The sequence below is a fragment of the Chlamydia serpentis genome, assembly GCF_900239945.1.
Taxonomy (GTDB): domain Bacteria; phylum Chlamydiota; class Chlamydiia; order Chlamydiales; family Chlamydiaceae; genus Chlamydia; species Chlamydia serpentis.
The window spans coordinates 539,248-558,209 of the sequence record NZ_LT993738.1 but is presented as its reverse complement, the minus strand read 5'-3'; the positions used below and the strand labels follow the sequence as shown (position 1 = coordinate 558,209).

Sequence of the window (18,962 nt, the reverse complement as noted above, 5' to 3'; positions counted from 1 at the left end):
TTTCTTCACTATACAGAGGTTAGGATTATTTAAGATAAGACTTTTCTTGGCTACTATTGTGGGGATAGAAGAAATCGCCATAGAACCTGACGATACTCTTCGGCATAATCGATCCCAATTCTAGGAGTTGTTACTAGGGTTCCAGAGATTTTTTCTTTGCTGATATAAAGATTAGGAGTGGTAAGGGGTTGCATATTGTTTGCTAAAGAGATGCCCAGAGCTTGGCATACTTTTCCAGGTCCGTTAGTGAGAAGATATCGGGGTTTATTTTCCCATCGGCGGCGCTTGATTATCAATTCTACGCCCTGGTCGGGCAGTATAGCACGGATGAGGATAGCATGGGGAGTCCCCTCAGGTCCAGTAACTACATTGAATAAGTGGTGCATACCATAGCACCGGTAGATATAGGCGCAACCACCTTTTTGGTACATTGCTGCGTTTCTAAGAGTTTTTCTATAGTTATAGGCATGGCATGCTTTGTCGTCAGGACCACGATAGGCTTCGGTTTCTATAATATATCCCGAGGTGACTTTTCCATTATCTTCTGAGATGAGTTTGTGCCCTAGAAGTTCTTGGGCTAGAGTAATGACATCCTCAGACAAGAAAAAACTTTCTTTTAACACATTAAGAAGCTCTTTTTTTTGTTTTTTTTCTCTTAGAAGATGGCTTTTTTATTTTCTTAGATTCGCCTTCTGTGATTGTAACTATAGACCAGGAGATTTTTTGTGTGAGGAGATTTACTGAATCGATAGTTACTTGTAAGGAGGCTCCGGGTTTCATTTTATCTGGTAAAGTTTCTGGAAGATTATTTTTCTTTAAGGAGTATTCTTTAGGAAGTTCCGCTGCTGGAATGAATCCTTCATGGCAAAATTCTGTCACTATAAAAAAGAGTCCTTCATGATTTGCGGTAATGATATAAGCGTGATATATGGTTTTAGGTTGTTCTTTTAAAAATTTGTTTATGAATCGAGTTTTTTTAAGATTTTCAAAGGCATTTTCTGCTTTTGCAGAGACTCTTTCTTTTGTAGAACATGCTCTTACAATCAATTCAAGGTGAGTTTGGTCTATAGATAGAGGATTGAAGAGCAGTCTATGAACAATAAGATCGATGTATCTACGTATTGGGCTAGTAAAGTGGGTATAGTAGTCCAGCTTTAGTCCATAGTGACCTTTATTTTCTGTAGAATAGGAGGCTGTTTTCATGCTGCGAACAAACTGAGAATGCAGGACTTGCTCGAGGGGATGACCTGCAGATGATGTCTGTAAAAGATATTGATAATCAGGTTCTTGTGTAGGAGTAAAGGTGATGTCAAAGCCCATATTTTTTGCAAGTTCTTGGAAGGCAAGTAGATTTTCATCATTAGGGGGTTCATGGCTACGAAAGGGAAGAGGGACGCCTTGATGGGAGATATGGTAGGCCACAACTTCATTTGCTTTGAGCATGAATTCTTCGACGAGTTTATGGGAGAAGGTTTGATGGTTTTCTATAAGTGCTGTGGGTTCTTGAAGGTTATCTAGAGACATAGTGAAAGAAGGGAGGACAAAGCGAATACAGCCTCGTTCTTCACGAATATCAGAGAACTTTTTGGTTAGATCAGCCATCTCATAGAGGATTTTTGAAATGGGATGGGATTGCTTTTTTTCAATGATGTCATCAACCTCATTATAGGTCATTCGGTATTTACTTCGGATAACACTACGGAAAATCTGGTAGTCTGAAAGGTGCCCTGATTTTGTGAACGTCATAAATACAGATACAGCCAGTCTGTCTACATTGGGTTTAAGACTGCAGAGATTATCAGAAAGTGCTGAGGGTAACATGGGAATGACTTTGCCAGGGAAATAAGTCGAGTTACACCGTTTAGCGGCTTCTTTATCTAGTTGAGAATGGGGAATAACATAGTGGGAGACATCTGCAATATGTACGCCAAGAATATAATTGTTATCGTGATCATAAGTCAGGGAGATTGCATCATCGAAGTCTTTAGCTGTTGAGGAATCTATAGTGAAGCAAACGAGGTCTCGAAGATCCTTTCGTGAATGTAGAGCCTGGCTAATATGTTTCTGAGAGAAAAAGCTTGCTTCTTGGATGACCTCTGGAGGAAATTCCTCAGGGAGATTATATTCGGCTTGAATTGCTAGAAAATCTGTTTTAGCATCAGAGATATGACCAATAAACTCAAGCATTTGTAGTGGAGAAGAAGCGCCTTGGTCAGGCTTGTCAGTCCAAGGGGGAGTTCCAAGGAGAATGCGGTCACCAATTTTATATGTTCTTTCCGGAAGTAGTTGGATAGGAACTAGTGATTGAGATCCTGCCATGGTAGTATAGGCAAGTGCTGACGTGGAGGTGATTAATGAAGTTATCGTCCCCACTAAGGTAGATTTTCCTCTCGAGAGCACTTCGCTGACGGTACCTTTAATTTTCTGTCCATCTCTTGCATAGGGGTGGACGGAAACAATAACGTGATCACCGTCCAAGGCTCCGCGTAGATCTCGAGCTGGAACAAAGATGTCAAAAGGATATTCTTCGGGATTATCAGGAGAAACAAAGCCGAAACCTTTTTTAGCATGAACAAACAACGTTCCTGGAATAAAATTTTTCAAGGACCTATTGTAAGTTTTTCTCACCGGTTTTCTTTTTGATTTTTTTAACAACTAGATTCCGCCTATAATTTTAAGACATTGAACGGGAAATCCCGCAGCTTCAATCATAAAATGAGCGACCCAACAAGATTTTCCCTTTAATAATAGGGTTTTGTTCTTATGAAAGAGGCCATCTCAAATTCACAGCCAATTGTACTAAAGAAGCTCTGTTATTGCAACTGCTTGATCAGCCAATGAGTGAATAGAGTGAAACGAATTTTTGGTTTATAAGAGAAAATATCCCGTCCTCTTAAGAGGACGGGAGTTAAGAAACTTAGATTAAAAAGAGTGATTATTTATCATTGTTATCAACAATTTCTACGTCAGCATCTTCGATATGTTCTTCAGAAGAACCCTGATTTGAAGGAGGTTTTGTACTAAAACTATGTTTTTTCAAATCTTCTGTATTAATGTTAGGTCCGCCTTGAGGATTGGCTGCTGATGCCGCTGCTGCTGCTGCAGATTGCGATTGCATAGACTCTCCAATTTTCTGCATGTGTTTGCTCAGCTCTTCAGTAACCTCTTTAATTTTTTCGATAGGAGCTTCGTCTTTGAGTGCTGTACGTACGTTTTCGACACGTTCTTCAATTTCTTTAACTAAAGTTTCGGGAATTTGTTCCTTATAATCCTTAACAGCTTTTTCAGCTCTAAAGATCATACTATCAGCTTCATTTTTAGCATCTGAAATCTCGCGGCGTTTCTTATCTTCTTCCTTATGGATTTCAGCATCACGAACCATTCTTTGGATTTCATCTTCTTTGAGTCCTGAGCTCGCTTCAATACGAATTTTCTGTTCCTTACCACTAGCAACATCTTTAGCAGAAACGTGGAGGATTCCGTTTGCATCGATGTCAAAAGAAACTTCGATTTGTGGATGGCCTCTTGGAGCAGGAGGGATATCAGTAAGATCGAATCTTCCGATTTCTTTATTATCTTTAGCCATTGGACGTTCTCCTTGGAGAACTACAATAGTAACAGCAGGCTGATTATCAGCAGCTGTAGAGAAGATTTGTTTTTTCTGAGTTGGAATTGTAGTATTTCTCTCCACAAGAGTAGTCATCACCCCGCCAAGGGTTTCGATACCCAAAGAGAGAGGAATTACGTCTAAAAGGAGAACATCTTTAACCTCTCCTCCAAGTACTCCACCTTGAATTGCAGCTCCAATAGCTACAACTTCATCGGGGTTAACTCCTTTATTAGGCTCTTTATTAAAAAGTGCTTTTACAGTTTCTTGAACGGCAGGCATTCTTGACATACCACCGACTAAAAGAACTTCATCGATCTCGTTGGCAGAGAGCTTTGCGTCGCTTAATGCTTTAATGCACGGGGATTTTGTTCTTTCGATTAGAGAAGCTGCAAGCTTTTCAAATTGGGCACGTGTTAGTGTCAATGCAAGGTGTTTAGGCCCTTGTGCGTCCATAGTGATGAATGGCTGATTGATTTCTGTAGAAGTGACCCCTGAAAGTTCTATTTTCGCTTTTTCAGCAGCATCTTTAAGTCTTTGTAGGGCCATGTTATCTTTACTGAGATCAATGCCTTCTTGCTTTCGGAATTCTTCGATCATCCATTGGATGATGACTTCATCGAAGTCATCTCCACCGAGATGAGTGTCCCCGTTTGTGGATAGAACTTCAAAGACTCCGTCACCGATTTCTAAGATAGAAATATCAAAGGTTCCTCCTCCAAGATCGAAAACGGCAATTTTTTTATCACCAACTTTGTCAATACCGTAGGCAAGAGCAGCTGCTGTAGGTTCAGGAATGATACGTTTCACGTCTAGACCTGCAATGCGTCCAGCATCTTTTGTTGATGCTCTTTGAGAGTCATTAAAGTAAGCAGGCACAGTAATAACAGCTTCAGTGACAGTTTCACCGAGGTAGGCTTCTGCAGTTTCCTTCATTTTCATGAGGATTTGTGCGCCGATTTCTTCTGGAGTATATTGTTTGCCATCAACTTCAAAAACAGCATCACCTTTATTTCCAGAAGTAACTTTATAAGGGACGGTTTGGATTTCAGAAGCGACCTCAGAATACTTACGGCCAATAAAGCGTTTTGTAGAGGCAAGAGTTTTTTCTGGATTTGTTACAGCCTGACGTTTTGCTGGGATTCCCACTAACTTCTCATTGCCTTTAAAAGCAACTATGGATGGAGTAGTTCTTGTCCCTTCGGATGAGGTAATTACTTTAGCTTGTCCTCCTTCCATAACAGATACGCAGGAGTTTGTTGTCCCTAAGTCTATACCTATAATTTTGCTTGATTTTTTGTGTTCACTCATGGTTGGTACCTAATTTCTGGGGGTTATTCTACTTTATTTTCTTTGGGCATAGGAGTTTTTGCAACTTTAACTTTAGCTACACGAATTGGACGTTCTCCTATTTTATATCCCTTGGCAAATTCTTCTAAAATGGTCCCCTCAGGAACTTCAGAAGTCTCTTCTGTTTCGACTGCTTCGTGTAGAAAGGGGTTAAACTTTTGACCTATTGAAGAGTATTCAATAATGCCTTTTTCTTCGAAAATTTGTTTAAATTGGTTGAGAATCATATTGAATCCCAGGGCCCAGTTTTTCACATCGTCAGACATTTGTGTGGCAAAACCAAGGGCTTTTTCCATACTTTCTATAGGATTTAGAAAGTCCAGCAAAGTATTTTCCAAGGCATACTGCATAAGTTCTTGGCGTTCTTTGTGTAAACGTTTTCTAGAATTTTCCGATTCTGCTAATGCAAGGAGATATTTATCATTTTTCTCTTTTAATTCGGTTTTTAGGGTGGCAATTTCTTGCTGTAAATGTTCCACTTCGCTTTGAACATTGTTTTCATTTTGTTCCTCATTCTCGGGTGGGGTATCTGTCATGATGTCTCCTTAGAGGGTAATAGTTTTATAGAAGAGTACTCCGCCCTTAAAGTTGGTTCATTAGAAAGCTTAAATTTGGAAGTACGTGGTCTTCTGAAAGATAGTTTAAATTTATAAAAACTTTGTGTTAAGGTTTCATTGATTTTATTCGCGAATAACTTCAGCATAGGAAGAGCTTCCTTATAGGGAAGATTGATTGGGCCTAAGATGCCTAAAGCGCCTAGGGGAGAGCGATTCATATAATAGGGGATAGTGATTACGGAGCATCCTGGGTTGGAAGTCCCTAAAATTTCAGAGAGTTCGTTACCTATAAATGCTGTAGCCCTTCCTTTATGCATACCTATATTTAGAAGTTTGCACATTTGTCTGCGATTTTCAAAGAGTGCTAGTCCTAAGGCCAGCACTTCAGGATCTTTGAATGCTTCATATTTGAGTAATTTAGACATCCCTGTTTGATAAAGATCTTCTTCACTAAAATTGCAGTAACGGGTCAGATAACGGACCACAACCTCATTGTAGAGCGACATGCTCAGGTTTTCTTCTTTTTGTGAAAGTTCCTCGCTTGGAGGAATCTTTCGGATATAGCTTTGTAGGAAGTTTTCTATACGTTTAATAGAAACAATATCGAACGTTTCAGGTAACCAGAGAATATCTGTAAAAATTTGACCGAACTCAGTAGAAAGGATGACTACTGCTCTTTGTTCGTCAACTTGTGTAACTCGGATATTTGTTACCGCATCATTCTCAAATCGTGGAGAAGAAAAAAATGTTGGTAAGTCAAGGGTTTCTCCAAGAAGTTCTGTGACCTTTTGTAGATCTTTGATAATATTCCGACTTTCAGTAGGAAGTTGGTTAATTTTATCAAGGACAGGGCAAGGTATTTCTGTTTCAGGGAACTCTTCTTGATGATCAACGTAGTAACGTAACGCGAGATCTGTAGGAATTCTTCCTCCTGATGTATGATTTTTCTTCAGAAATCCTTCAATTTCGAGATCTGCAAAATAATTTCTTATGGTTGCTGTACTCAAATCAGAACAAAAGCTCTCTTTTAAAGTTTTAGATCCAACGGGCTGACCTGTTTTCAGATACAATTCTGTTGTCGCAAAAAGAATGTCGAGCACTTTTGAATCGCGTTTTGAGACTTTAGATCTAGCCATTTCGAGTCCTACTAGAACATTCGTAACTGAGAGCATTATAGTAAAAGGGGAACTCAAGGTCAAGAAAATTTAGCACTCGATTATGGCGAATGCTAAATTAACACTCCTTACAAAAGCGGACATTTAACATCTATACTAGGTAACTTTGGCACCAAGCAAGGAAGGTTTCTGGAGAAACTACGTATTTTTCTCCAGATCGTGATTCGATTTCGAACATTCCCGAAGATTGATAGGATTTCCCTAAAATCAGTTTATAAGGAATGCCGATGAGATCGCTATCTTTAAGTTTAAATCCAAGTCTTTCATCACGATCGTCAAGGAGAGGCTCATAACCTTCAGCTTTTAAGTCGTTATAGAGCTTTTCTCCAAGCTTTTGAGATACAGCATCCCCTCCATTAAATGCGATGGTGATAGAGAAAGGAGCTAAAGCCTTGGGCCATACGATACCGCGGTCATCGGCGAGTTGTTCTACGCAGGCGGCCAGAGTTCTTCCTAACCCGATCCCATAGGTTCCCATCCAGCAGAACTGTGTTTCTCCTTCTTCATCCTGGAAGGTAATGTCAAAACTTTGCGTATAACGTGTGCCTAAATTAAAAATATGGGCAACCTCGATTCCCTGATAAATTTGGTAAGGAGTAGCAGGATTTTCTGGACAGGTGTCTCCCGCTTCCACAAGGAGAAAGTCAGCATATTCAGGACGAGGAAGGTCGCGATCCCAGTTTACATTTACGTAGTGTTTATCCTTAACATTTCCTGCACAAACAAAATTAGTCATAGGGACTGTCGTTTCATCAGAGAAAAAATCTATAGGACAGTTTAGGGGACCAATGAATCCCTTTTCTGTATGTAGGGCACGTTCGATTTCTTCATCTGATGCTAAAATCGCATTATCGGCATTAAGTTTAGAAGCGACTTTAACTAGGTTCACTTGTCGATCCCCTCTTATTCCAATAGCTATAAATTTCTCTTGATCAGAGTAAGTCAGTTTAACAACGAGGGTTTTTAGAATTTTATACAAAGGAATGGAAAAAAAACTTCCTAGAGACTCTATTGTGGAAATGCCAGGAGTCGCGACCTCTTCAATTGGAAGAAAATCACGATCATATGTGTGCTGGGGCGGGATTGCAACAGCGGCCTCGATATTCGCCCCATAGGAACCGCTTACGCAGATAGTATCTTCCCCTAAAGAGCAGAGAACTTGAAATTCTTCTGATTTTCCTTTACCTATTTTCCCTCCATCAGCTTCAACTATAACATAAGTAAGTTCGAAACGATCGAAGATCTTACTATAAGCAAGGCGAAGCTTTTCATATTGCTCATTCATCTGTTCGGGAGAGTCTGAAAACGTGTAACTATCTTCCATGAGGAGTTCACGCGATCGAATGAGACCAAATCGAGGGCGAATCTCATCACGGAATTTTGTAGCAATTTGGTACAGGTGCAGGGGTAGTTGCTTCTTTGCTGAAAGCCACTGGGTCACAAACGAGCAGATCATTTCTTCATGGGTAGGAGCCAAACAATGGGATTTTTCTTCTCGGTCTATAAGAGTGTAAAGAAGTCCTTCAGAGGTAAAGGCTTGCCATCTTCCTGTATGTTCCCAAAGTTCAGCACTTTGTAGAAGCGGAAGTATAAGTTCCTGACCACCGATAGCATTGAGCTCTTCCCTAATGATAGTCATCATCTTTAAAATCACGCGCCATAGGAGAGGGGTATAGGTATAAATGCCTTTACCTACTTTAAAGAGATACCCTGCTTTTTCTAGGAGTTCATTCGAAAGAACAGGAGCATTTTTATTAGCGTTTTTTGAAGTCTTATAAAAAAGTTGGGAAGTTTTCATGGAGCAAAACTCTTATTCTCAGAATGATCCGTCGCAATGAATCTTTTTGTAAGCTGGACATTTTTGCGATGTTGTATTGAGCGTCTTTTGAATTAGCGGCTTCGGTTTGCCTAAGTGAGACTATCTTAACACAGGGATTTTTCTCAATCAATCGTTTGCATTAGATTCTTAACTTAAGAGATGAGATAGCGTTTATTAACTTTAATTGTCTTTGCTATTTTTATTTAAAAAATTTAATCAAATCAAAATATAATTAATTTCATATTTATTAATGTTTTAATTTTATTAAAATTTGATGTTATGACTTCAATAAATCAAGGCTCTTCAACTCCTCCTCCAGAAGATCCGTTTTTTCCAAAACCTTCAGAGGAAAATCGCAAGACTCCTCCTGTGAGTCAGATAGGTTTTACACGTGTTCAGGCTCTTCCTATTGTTAGTCAGATACCGGTTCTTGAAGGAGCTGGAGCTATGGTCGATGAGACATTAAGTCAACCTAATGTTGACGAAATTGTTTCCGATGTTGCTTCTAGTAAAATATTTTCTGAACAACTTGAGGGACTTGTAGGGCGTTTACAAAGTCTATTAACAGATCTTGAGAGTTCACAGCTCCTGTTCCAAAAAGTGCAAGTCAATTTACAAAAGTTGCTACCTGCTGTGAGAACAAGCAGTCCTTCAGGTGGTACTGATAAAGAATCTATAGAGCGATTGATGGCGCTTCGTAGGAATTACGATACTATTCTTCAAGAAGTTTTGGAGTTTAAGAAGCTTGCTTCAAACAATTTAAGTAAGTTAGCAGATCTACATGGTGAGTTACAAGGCGTCAATTATTCTCAGTTTCTTCAGTTATGTGAAAATGGTAAAGAAGTTCTTAGACAACTGAGCGTAATAGGTCTTGATTCAGATGGTAATGGAAATTGGCATATTTCTAATGCAAAAGGGGCTGGAAAGCTTTTGCTTGTGGTCGAAAATATGCATGTTCATCTTCAAAAGATGAACTTGCCTAGTGTAACTGAATTGTCGGCTAAGATGGCAAGCTTAAATGATAGCAAGCCTCAATGCGATCCTGAAGTTACAAAGAGTCTTAGCTATTGCGAACGTCTTCTTAACGAATTACGTCGGCTTTGGGCTATGTTTATAGATTTTATTTCGATTTGCTACGACAACATTTGCTTTGTCTTAATGTGGCTAGCTAGACGGCTTGGTTTGCTTTCTAGAGGGAAAGCTTCTGCATCGTTTCATAATCCTGACGCCTCTTCAGAGCAGCCGTTTTCTTCTAGTAGTTCTTCTATGGCTAGGAAAGGACAACCATCTAAGAGGTCGGACTTATCGGATGAAGAAATGATAACAAGACCTGACTCAGATTCTGTAAATTCTGAGTCTTCACATAGTGATGACCGTGATAATCTTTCTTCTAGTAGTGAGTTGAGAGATCAAAATCAGCAAGAAGGTGAGAAGAAATCATCTTTATAAATAAGGATATCTGAAGATAAAATCCAGAATCAGAATAGATAGGGTTTATTTTTAGCTTTATCTTGCTTTTATAGTTAAAATTACGCCTGTTTGTTTATTGTTTTTTTTTAATTTTTGTTATATGGTGGCGTCTGATATTGCTGATTAAGGAGGGCGTCCTTTATGAATAGGAAAAAAACAAGGTGGGTGGTAGCACTATTTGCAATGATGGCCCTCATTTCTGTTGGGTGTTGTCCTTGGTCACAACCTAAATCAAGGTGCTCTGTTCAGAAATATGTTCCTGTGATCAATCGTTTATTAGAAATTTGCGGTCTCCCTGAAGCGGAAGCTATTGAAGATTTAATAGAATCTACATCTACTTGGATTCTTTCTCCTGAAGAACGTTTTTCTGGAGATTTGGTTTCTAATTGTCAACTCCACGATGAGCATGCTTTTTATAATGATCTTTCCTTATTACACATGACGCAAGCATTACCTGCATATTCTGCAACCTATGATTGTGCTGTAATTTTTGGTGGTCCTTTGCCAGCATTGCGTCAGCGCTTAGATTTTTTAATTCGGGAATGGCAGCGAGGAGTACGTTTTAAGAAGATTGTTTTCCTCTGTGGGCAGCGGGGACGCTATAAGTCCATTGAAGAGCAGGAACATTTCTTTGATTCTCGTTACAACCCCTTTCCGATGGAAGATAATTGGCAACAGGAGAATCATTCAACTCCAGCTTCTGAAGAGGAAATAGCCAAGTTTGTCTGGACGCAAATGCTCTTACCTACAGCATGGAGAGACAATCCTTCTGCATTTAAAGTTGTTTTTCTTGTTGCAAAACCAGCTGAAGATCGTTTGTTTGCAAATCGTAAAGATACTTTGCTTTTATTTCGTTCGTATCAGGAAGATTTTTCAGGACGCGTTTTATTTGTTAGTAGCCAACCTTTCATAGGTTTGGATTCTTGTAGGGTAGAAAAATTCTTTAAAAGCGAAAATTATGATATTGCAGGTCCTGGATTTGCTCAAGGAGTATTGAAGTATCATTGGGCCCCAAGAATTTGTCTACATACTTTAGCCGAGTGGTTGAAGGAAACTAATGGATGTCTAAATATCTCAGAAGGTTATTTTGGATAATTCGTGGGTTCTTCAGGTGAAAGTCACTCCAAAGGCCAGAGAGAATAAAATTATGGGCTTTGACGGAGAGATTTTGAAGGTCCGTGTTACGGAAGCTCCAGAAAAAGGTAGAGCTAACGATGCTGTGATTTCTTTATTAGCAAAGACTTTATCTCTTCCTAGGCGTGATGTCACCTTAATTTCAGGGGAAAGTTCTCGAAACAAGAAATTTCTCCTTCCCAATAAAGTTCAAGATATCATTTTTTCTTGGATTAAAAATGCATAACGTTAACTCACAACAGAATTTTTCTTCTCAATTTTTTCTGAGGATTTTTTATTTTTGAAAGATAAAAAGTGATTACGTTCCGTTTTATGAAGTTTGATCCCTAAGTTTTTAATGATATCTTCATTAAACGTTGTTGTTGGTGATAAGGATTGAGCAATGAGTTTACGTAAACCCTCTATGTCATGACTGTTATAGAGTATTTGACGGACAATTTGTCCGATTTGTTGTCCTGATTTTTTGTAGTCTACACCACAGGCTATACAAGCTCCATCAGCAATTAAGGAAATATCGTCTGTAACAATTGGGATTCTTTCTTTCACGATCTCCTGAAGAAACGCGGTGCCCTCTTTATAGGGAAGTGACGAAAGAGGAATAAAAATTGCTGAGGGGCGCTTATCGATAGCTTGGCGTATTCGCATTTTAAAAGTACTGCTTGTAATAGGAATTTCAATGACCTCAATTCCTGAGGCATTGAGCTTCTTTACAATCTCCTTTTGAAGATCAGAGGGGAAGGGTTCGGAAGGTTTTAAATAAACTATAGACTGAGCATTAGTAGCAACGGCTTGTATGGCGAAGCAGTACTGGTTAACATCTAAATTATCATTAACTCCATAGATATTGGTGTTGTTTTCCGGAAGTGTTAGAGTTTCACGATCAGGAACCGCAGCATAGATCACTGGTTTTTTGGTTTCAATATGGCTCATAACTTTAGTGGCAATGGTCCCTAAAGTTATAATAGCAATTATATTTTTATCAGTATGTAAAGAACGAGCGATTTTTCGTGCTTTTACGACACTATCTTCAGCATTTAGAAGGACAATTTCCGGAAGATTTTCAAAATCTTTCAAAGTGTCTATGCAACTTTGACTACAATCTTCTAATAGAGGGTGAGGGAAGGATAAGAAAATTGCAATTTTAGGAGAAGAGGCGTCAACTCCTTGCGAGCCACAAGTCACTACATAGATAAAAGAGCAAAGTAATGAAAAGAAAAATACATACTGAGAGAGTCTACGTAGAATAATCATACAAGAACCATGGTATTATTATGTAGTGGATTTGTAAGGAGCTGCTTACAAGCTAATGTTATATTTTGTGGCTCTGCAAAGGCTGAGAGACGTACGAACCGTTCCCCACATGTACCGAAACCGTAACCTGGAGTTACAGCAATATGATATTGATTTAAGAAGAAATCAAAAGCATCTTCATCAGAGACTTCTTCAGGAAGCTCGACCCAAAGGTAAGGAGCATGGTCTCCACCATGAACTAAAAAGCCTGAAATTTCTAAACTTTTCTTAAGTTGATGAGCATTTTGTAAATAAATCGCGATTGAAGGGGGTGTGGGGAATAAGTCAAGGCCGCGGTAGCCTGCTTCTTGCATAGCAAGAGAAGCTCCGTTAAATGTAGTTGCAAAAAGTCGTTTCCAATCATCGATAATAGAATCCCCATTATCGTAAGTAAGTTCTTTAGGGACTACATTCCACCCTAGGCGCATGCCAGTAAATCCTAGAGGCTTAGAAAAAGAATTGACTTCTATAGCGCAATATTTAGCTTCGGGGATTTCAAAAATACTTTTAGGCAGACTGGGATCTGAAATAAAGGTGCTATAAGCAGCATCAAAAATAACAACGATCCCATGGTGATTTGCGTATTCTACAAGTAATTGAAGTTGTTTAAAGGTAAGTATCGCTCCTGTTGGGTTATTAGGATAGCATAGACAAAGAATATCCATAGATTTTTCTTCTGGAAGCTCTGGAATAAATCCGGTTTCTTTGCTTGAGGGTAAAGAGATAATCTTCTTGATGCCTGTGATATAGGCAATATCTCTATAAGCTGGATAGACAGGATTTTGTAAACCTAGAACTTTTTCTGTACCAAAAAGAGAAAACAGACGGAAGATATCGGGTTTAGCTCCGTCAGAAATAAAGATTTCTTCAGGAGAGACCCGATTTGTATAGACTTCCAATGCGATTTTTTCCCGTAATTTTTCTAGACCTGTTTCAGGGCCATATCCCCGATAGGTTTCTTGTTCTTCTTGAGAGATGCAAAAGTCTTTAACTGCCTGAGTGATGGAAGGGTTCAGAGGTTGTGTGGTGTCCCCTATAGAAAGATCTATAATAGGAATAAGAGGATTTTCGTTGCGGAACTGGGTAAGTTTCTTACTAATTTCAGAAAATAGATATTGGGGCTTCAGAAGAAAAAAGTGGGGGTTTCTACGCATAAGTCTGGATAAGATTTTTGTTTACTTAGAAAGACATCTTAAGAAAGCCTTATCTTTTTGGACAGCCATTTTGTGATTTTTCTTTAACTCTCTCTAGCGGAGAAATAGTTCCTTTTGGTTGCATATAATTATTAAGATATACTTGCATTGTTTTGATTTAAAAGACTTCACAGATTTTTATATTTTGTTTATCACGATTAACTTGTGAATTTTTTATTAAATTTTCAGGTGCTTGTAAGATTAATTCCCTATGACAGTTATAGAGATAGAAATTCCTTATTTAAACATTGGAAAGATCCGGGCTGTAATAAAATTGTAATTTCAATTGTTATAGAACTATGGACGGAAAAAGTATAAGGGTTAAGACAGAGAGATTTTTTGACACACAGTTTTTAGAGATAAGGACATCAGTATAGGCAGAAAAATTTTTGGAATTGGCTAGAATTTTAGGACTGTTATGCATTCTAGTTAGTTTTTCTTTTGCTCTTTGTAATGGAAATAAAGGGAATCTCTTGGTTTTAAGCATTGCTATCGAGTATTGCGAAATAAATACTTTCTTTTCTATAGACTGACCTTACAATGGGAAAAGCTTTTCGTTCTTGGCATTATTGTTTTGGTTCATTACTTGGCTTCTTGGCACTTTTTACGATTGCTAAAGCTCAGGAGAAATCTTCTTGTCCTGCTTGCAAATACGAAAACAAATCTATTTTGCGCTCAGATCAGCTTCCAGAAAATCTTTGGTGTTACGAAAATGATTGTTACCTTACGGGTTATGTGCAGTCTCTTTTGGACATGCACTTTTTAGATAGTCGTGCTCAGGTCGTTATTGAAAAAGACCGGGCGTATCTTTTCTCGTTACCTGTAGATTCAAGCTTATCAGAAGTGATTGTAAGTTTTGTTCGAGATCTTCCCTTTATCTCATCTGTAGAAATTTGCGAGCGCTCTTATCGTGACTGTGTCATGAGACCATCTGTAGACCATCCAAGTCTTCCTAAAGAAAAAAGTTTGGGCACACCGATTTTCTGTGGTAAGGAAGGGGTATGGTTACCGCAAAATACCATCTTATTTTCTCCATTGATTGCAGATCCTCGCCAGGTTACCAATAGTGCTGGCATTCGTTTTAACGAAAAAGTAGTGGGAAACCGAGTGGGTGCAACAGTATTTGGAGGAGATTTTGTTTTTCTTCGCCTCTTCGATATTTCTCGATTTCATGTGGATTGTGATTTTGGAATACAAGGAGGGGTGTTCTCTGTTTTTGATTTAGATCACCCTGAATCCTGTATGGTGAACTCAGACTTTTTTGTTGCAGGATTGTGGAGTGGCGCTTTAGACAAATGGAGTTTTAGGATTCGTTTATGGCATCTCTCATCTCATTTAGGAGATGAGTTTATTCTTACACATCCTAACTTCCCAAGATTTAATTTGAGTGATGAGGGAGTGGATTTTTTTATTTCTTTACGCTACACACCGCAGATTCGACTTTATGTCGGTTGTGGTTACATTGTTAGCAGAGATCTTTCCTTTCCTGAGCGGCCATTTTACTGTGAATGGGGTGCCGAACTTCGACCTTTTGGTTTGAGAGAAGGAAACTTGCATGCTCAACCTATATTTGCTATGCATTTTCGTTGTTGGGAGGAGCAAAAATTTGGCCTTGATCAAAGTTATGTTTTAGGTATGGAGTGGGCTAAATTTCAGGAAATTGGTAGAAAAATTCGAGCTGTCTTAGAATACCACCAGGGATTTTCTAAAGAAGGTCAATTTGTTCGTGAACCTTGTAATTATTATGGCTTTCGTCTGACCTATGGGTTCTAAATTATAACAAAGCCCTCCTTAGGGACAGGATGTTCAGGACCTATAGGGAGTACGCCTTTGAGGTATTTACTAAAGATTTCAATCCCTGCTTTTGCTGAGGATAGGCAAAATAGGCAGTTGTGTACCCACTCAGAACCTTGAATTGTCCCTACAGCATTATTTATGTTATATAAAGCTGTAATTTTAGATTTCCAGTAGTCTATAGGTCCAATGAGGAAAACAGGGACGAGAGCTTTTTTTCCTGTCTTGATGCTAATGAGTTCTAAAAGTAGTTCAAAGTCTGTTCCCATTCCTCCAATAACGAATATAGCAAGGTCTACGTGAAAGTCGGTCTGACGTTCTAAAAGGGCAGAAAGATCGTAACTCATTTTTGCTTCTACGTAGCGGTTAGTAGTGTCTAGGCTAATTAGATTACCACAAGAAAGTATGGAGAGCTCCGTAGCTACACGATTAGCAATCTCCATGGCTCCAGAACCTCCACCTGTAAGGATAGCCAGAGGTGTGAGTGGTGGGAATCCTGGGATAATGAATTGATGGGAAAGAGCATTCATCCCCATCAGGAGTTCTCTTAGGAAATCATCGTAATCTCCAACAATAAGCTGAGAACCATGAATTCCTATAAAGTAAGATTGAGCAAACTGTTCTGCTTGGTACTTAGGAACAAACATGCCAACATCTTTATCTCGGCGTTTTACATATTGCAGGAGGCGTTTCGAATCTAAATCTGCCCAGAATACAGAAATTCCTGCCAAGTATAGATCGAGAAGGAAGAACCGATCTCGATTGGAGAAAAATTCTTTGTGATTTGCAGAAGGAATCTGGAAATAAACACGTTGGAGATAATGACGAGCATAGTTAGAAAGAAACATTCCTTTCAGCCATGCAGAAGGGAAATAGCGGCAGAAAAAAACTCCCTGGCTTGTGATAAAGTCAGTTTCCATAGCTTTTAAAAAAGAAAAGCAGGGCTCATTCTCAATATAGTTTTGAATTTCACCAACATTCTCTTCGTCTGGTAAAGAAGTTAAAGGTTTGATGATCCATGAATCTTCTGAGAGATCGAGGAGTTCACTACCTTTCGAAATAAACATAGCAGTTTTCTCTACTCCTTGAGGGGCAGAATCAAAAACACGGAATATTTCCTCAGAGGACTCTAAGGTTTCCTGAAGCATGTCTCTATAGAAGAAAAATGAATGTTCTTTATAAGGCTCGAGAGTGAAAAATTCTAAAGGAATTCGTTGAATGGGTTCTGAAGTATTTCCATAGAACTCATAAATATCCCCAGATTCTTGTGTTGTCGGTTCTAGAATATCCGCTGCAGTGTGACGAAGTCCTTTGGGAAGTAGGTCTTGAACAACCCTTGCAAAAACTGTCCGGATATGTAGGGGTTCTGTTTTAATAAGCAAAATTTTGTGATTTTCAGGGAGGGGTTCTCGCTTTTCTAAAACTTGATATAGAGAAAGGAACTTACGTATTTTTAGATGGGGACGGGTTAGAGATTTGCTCATGAGAGGAAGAAAACCATAAATAGTATCCTCATAACAGATTGTTCCCGCAAGAATTGGAAGGAAGACTACAAGTCGGTCGTCAATAATTTCTAGGGTTATAAAGTGTTCTAATTTCTTACCAAAGCGCAAGAGCGGGGATCCTGTACGATCTGAGTGGGTAAACATTCTGTTGAGATAGCAAGGGGAACGTACCAGTCGGCGATCGTCAGCAGCAAAGAGTTTGCAGACAAAGCTCCCAGGTTCTAGAAGATCTAACATGGCAGTGGCTATAGGATCTTGGCTAACGAAGAGGACTTCTAGACGAGCTTCTTTTCGTGCTTTATTTAGTTCTAGGTGATTTAAAATTGCCTCGATTCCTAGTTGAGCTAAAGAACTTTTTAAATTTACCCTTACGCAGTGTTTTGGTAGATGAAAGCCTAAAAAATATTCGGGGATATTTTGAATCAGGATCTCTCCCTGATAGACATTTGGAGAAAGCTTTTTCAACTGGGAGATCAATTCTCCATCTGGAGAGGTCGCATCATGATGGGCATGGAGTAGGTTATACATAAGAGGTCATATCTTTTGAAGGTTCAAGCGACATTATTAAGGTTAATCGTTATCCTTTCAAGACTATCGTTTTTAGAATAATTTCATATAATTAATTCATTGTCTTTGTTGTTATAATTTTCTGTTGTTTAGAAATGGCAAAGATCTCTCAAAAAAGAATTATTTAAACAGAAAGGAAATTTTTGAAAAATTCCCTCGTCAATATGGAAAATCTTTCTCTTAGAAGTGTTCCGTACGATATAAAGAAGAGTCTTTGCAATTGAGAATTATTTTTCTCTGGATACAATGGAGGATTGGTTAAAGAGGATGGTAGGTATGCAGATTTCAAGAAGCATTGGTACTCACGATGGTTCTTTTCATGCAGATGAGGTCACGGCGTGTGCTCTCCTCATTATTTTTGATCTTGTAGATGAAGATAAGATTATGCGTTCTCGAGATCCTATGATATTATCTAAGTGTGAATACGTTTGTGATGTGGGTGGCGTCTATTCTATGGAAGAAAAACGCTTCGATCATCACCAAGTTTCTTATGATGGATCTTGGAGTAGTGCAGGTATGATTTTGCACTATCTTAAGGAACGTGGTTATATGGATCCTGAAGAATACCATTTTCTTAACAATACATTAGTCCACGGGGTTGATGAGCAAGATAATGGTAGATTCTTTTCTAAGGAGGGCTTTTGTTCATTTTCTGACATTATTAAAATTTATAATCCTCGTGAAGAGGAAGAAAATAGTTCGGATGCAGATTTTTCCTGTGCTTTGCGTTTTACTATCGACTTTTTGTATCGGTTAAGGAAAAAATTTCAGTATGATCGTGCCTGTAGGGGACTGGTGAGAGAAGCTATGGAAACAGACGAAATATGTTTGTATTTTGATCGTCCTCTTGCATGGCAAGACAATTTCTTTTTTTTAGGAGGTGAGAAGCATCCTGCAGCGTTTGTTTGTTTTCCTTCGAGTGATCAATGGATTTTACGAGGTATACCCCCAAACTTAGATCGTCGTATGGAAGTACGAGTTCCCTTCCCTGACAATTGGGCAGGATTACTAGGTAACGATCTTTCTAAAGTGTCGGGAATTCCAGGTGCTGTTTTTTGCCATAAGGGCCTTTTTCTTTCTGTATGGGCAAACAGAGAAAGTTGTCAGCGTGCTTTGCTGGTAACTTTACAAGATCGAGGGATTATATGACAGTATTTAAGCAAATTATCGATGGGTTAATAGATTGTGATAAGGTTTTTGAAAACGAAAATTTTATAGCTATAAAAGATCGTTTTCCTCAAGCTCCTGTGCATCTTTTGATCATTCCTAAGAAACCTATAGCAAGGTTTCAGGAGGTCAAAGAGGATGAAATGATTTTATTGGCAGAGGCTGGAAAAATCATTCAAGAGCTTGCTGTAGAATTTGGAATTGCCGACGGGTACCGTGTAGTTATCAATAATGGCGCTGATGGAGGACAAGCCGTATTTCACTTACATATTCATCTTTTAGGTGGGCGTCCTTTAGGGGCTATAGCCTAATTTTCTTTTTTCTTTGTGGATCA

General features: G+C 38.8%; 15 protein-coding genes. 6 read left to right on the top strand and 9 right to left on the bottom strand.

Annotation, left to right across the window (positions count from 1 at the left end):
- Positions 1–53 precede the first annotated feature (53 nt).
- From C834KP_RS02280 to C834KP_RS02255, 6 genes are all read right to left on the bottom strand, one after another.
- The gene (locus tag C834KP_RS02280; protein WP_108896582.1) at positions 54–623 is read right to left on the bottom strand and encodes a DNA-3-methyladenine glycosylase; all 570 of its coding nucleotides are present in this window, start codon (positions 621–623) and stop codon (positions 54–56) included.
- Position 624: 1 nt separating this feature from the next.
- A complete protein-coding gene (locus tag C834KP_RS02275) occupies positions 625–2,655 on the bottom strand; it encodes a ribonuclease R family protein (RefSeq protein ID WP_108896581.1) in 2,031 nt (676 codons plus the stop codon).
- Positions 2,656–2,935: 280 nt separating this feature from the next.
- Complete coding sequence (gene dnaK / locus C834KP_RS02270) at positions 2,936–4,918, bottom strand: molecular chaperone DnaK (RefSeq protein ID WP_108896580.1); 1,983 nt, start codon at positions 4,916–4,918, stop codon at positions 2,936–2,938.
- Positions 4,919–4,941: 23 nt separating this feature from the next.
- Positions 4,942–5,493 carry a nucleotide exchange factor GrpE gene (locus C834KP_RS02265; RefSeq protein ID WP_108896579.1) on the bottom strand — a complete coding sequence of 184 codons (552 nt, stop codon included), beginning with the start codon at positions 5,491–5,493 and terminating at the stop codon, positions 4,942–4,944.
- Entirely contained in the window at positions 5,490–6,686 is a 1,197-nt protein-coding gene (gene hrcA / locus C834KP_RS02260) for a heat-inducible transcriptional repressor HrcA (protein ID WP_108896578.1), read from the bottom strand. Before hrcA ends, C834KP_RS02265 begins: the two co-directional genes overlap by 4 nt.
- Before the next feature lie 94 nt (positions 6,687–6,780).
- The gene (locus tag C834KP_RS02255) at positions 6,781–8,487 is read right to left on the bottom strand and encodes a proline--tRNA ligase (RefSeq protein ID WP_108896577.1); all 1,707 of its coding nucleotides are present in this window, start codon (positions 8,485–8,487) and stop codon (positions 6,781–6,783) included.
- Between the two features lie 300 nt (positions 8,488–8,787).
- On the opposite strand from C834KP_RS02255, the gene C834KP_RS02250 reads away from it, so the two are divergent.
- From C834KP_RS02250 to C834KP_RS02240, 3 genes are all read left to right on the top strand, one after another.
- Positions 8,788–9,957 carry a CT392 family protein gene (locus C834KP_RS02250; protein WP_108896576.1) on the top strand — a complete coding sequence of 390 codons (1,170 nt, stop codon included), beginning with the start codon at positions 8,788–8,790 and terminating at the stop codon, positions 9,955–9,957.
- A gap of 162 nt (positions 9,958–10,119) precedes the next feature.
- A complete protein-coding gene (locus C834KP_RS02245; protein ID WP_108896575.1) occupies positions 10,120–11,073 on the top strand; it encodes a hypothetical protein in 954 nt (317 codons plus the stop codon).
- Positions 11,066–11,338: a DUF167 family protein gene (locus C834KP_RS02240; RefSeq protein WP_108896574.1), complete on the top strand. Its 273-nt coding sequence runs from the start codon at positions 11,066–11,068 to the stop codon at positions 11,336–11,338. The genes C834KP_RS02245 and C834KP_RS02240 overlap by 8 nt, the downstream gene beginning before the upstream one ends.
- 2 nt (positions 11,339–11,340) lie before the next feature.
- Here the strand turns inward: C834KP_RS02240 and C834KP_RS02235 are convergent, their stop codons facing one another.
- Both C834KP_RS02235 and C834KP_RS02230 read right to left on the bottom strand, forming a co-directional pair.
- Positions 11,341–12,360: an ABC transporter substrate-binding protein gene (locus C834KP_RS02235; protein WP_420808682.1), complete on the bottom strand. Its 1,020-nt coding sequence runs from the start codon at positions 12,358–12,360 to the stop codon at positions 11,341–11,343.
- Positions 12,360–13,556 carry an LL-diaminopimelate aminotransferase gene (locus tag C834KP_RS02230; protein WP_108896572.1) on the bottom strand — a complete coding sequence of 399 codons (1,197 nt, stop codon included), beginning with the start codon at positions 13,554–13,556 and terminating at the stop codon, positions 12,360–12,362. Before C834KP_RS02230 ends, C834KP_RS02235 begins: the two co-directional genes overlap by 1 nt.
- Before the next feature lie 579 nt (positions 13,557–14,135).
- Here C834KP_RS02230 and C834KP_RS02220 point away from each other — a divergent pair.
- Entirely contained in the window at positions 14,136–15,368 is a 1,233-nt protein-coding gene (locus C834KP_RS02220) for a DUF1207 domain-containing protein (RefSeq protein WP_231911702.1), read from the top strand.
- On the opposite strand, the gene C834KP_RS02215 is transcribed toward C834KP_RS02220, so the two are convergent.
- Positions 15,365–17,422 carry an LOG family protein gene (locus C834KP_RS02215; RefSeq protein WP_108896570.1) on the bottom strand — a complete coding sequence of 686 codons (2,058 nt, stop codon included), beginning with the start codon at positions 17,420–17,422 and terminating at the stop codon, positions 15,365–15,367. The two genes, C834KP_RS02220 and C834KP_RS02215, sit on opposite strands and share 4 nt — an antisense overlap.
- 315 nt (positions 17,423–17,737) lie before the next feature.
- Here C834KP_RS02215 and C834KP_RS02210 point away from each other — a divergent pair, with 315 nt between their 5' ends.
- Entirely contained in the window at positions 17,738–18,610 is an 873-nt protein-coding gene (locus C834KP_RS02210) for an MYG1 family protein (RefSeq protein WP_108897131.1), read from the top strand.
- Positions 18,607–18,939, top strand: coding sequence for a histidine triad nucleotide-binding protein (locus C834KP_RS02205; RefSeq protein WP_108896569.1), 333 nt, complete (start codon positions 18,607–18,609; stop codon positions 18,937–18,939). Before C834KP_RS02210 ends, C834KP_RS02205 begins: the two co-directional genes overlap by 4 nt.
- The last annotated feature ends 23 nt before the right edge of the window (positions 18,940–18,962 follow it).

What these genes read in the sequence shown, in the direction of transcription:
- C834KP_RS02250 (WP_108896576.1), top strand. Translation starts at nt 8,788, where the DNA reads ATGACTTCAATAAATCAAGGCTCTTCAACTCCTCCTCCAGAAGATCCG.
- C834KP_RS02205 (WP_108896569.1), top strand. Translation starts at nt 18,607, where the DNA reads ATGACAGTATTTAAGCAAATTATCGATGGGTTAATAGATTGTGATAAG.
- C834KP_RS02220 (WP_231911702.1), top strand. Translation starts at nt 14,136, where the DNA reads ATGGGAAAAGCTTTTCGTTCTTGGCATTATTGTTTTGGTTCATTACTT.
- C834KP_RS02245 (WP_108896575.1), top strand. Translation starts at nt 10,120, where the DNA reads ATGAATAGGAAAAAAACAAGGTGGGTGGTAGCACTATTTGCAATGATG.
- hrcA (WP_108896578.1), bottom strand. Translation starts at nt 6,686, where the DNA reads ATGCTCTCAGTTACGAATGTTCTAGTAGGACTCGAAATGGCTAGATCT.
- C834KP_RS02230 (WP_108896572.1), bottom strand. Translation starts at nt 13,556, where the DNA reads ATGCGTAGAAACCCCCACTTTTTTCTTCTGAAGCCCCAATATCTATTT.
- C834KP_RS02255 (WP_108896577.1), bottom strand. Translation starts at nt 8,487, where the DNA reads ATGAAAACTTCCCAACTTTTTTATAAGACTTCAAAAAACGCTAATAAA.
- dnaK (WP_108896580.1), bottom strand. Translation starts at nt 4,918, where the DNA reads ATGAGTGAACACAAAAAATCAAGCAAAATTATAGGTATAGACTTAGGG.
- C834KP_RS02265 (WP_108896579.1), bottom strand. Translation starts at nt 5,493, where the DNA reads ATGACAGATACCCCACCCGAGAATGAGGAACAAAATGAAAACAATGTT.
- C834KP_RS02215 (WP_108896570.1), bottom strand. Translation starts at nt 17,422, where the DNA reads ATGTATAACCTACTCCATGCCCATCATGATGCGACCTCTCCAGATGGA.
- C834KP_RS02210 (WP_108897131.1), top strand. Translation starts at nt 17,738, where the DNA reads ATGCAGATTTCAAGAAGCATTGGTACTCACGATGGTTCTTTTCATGCA.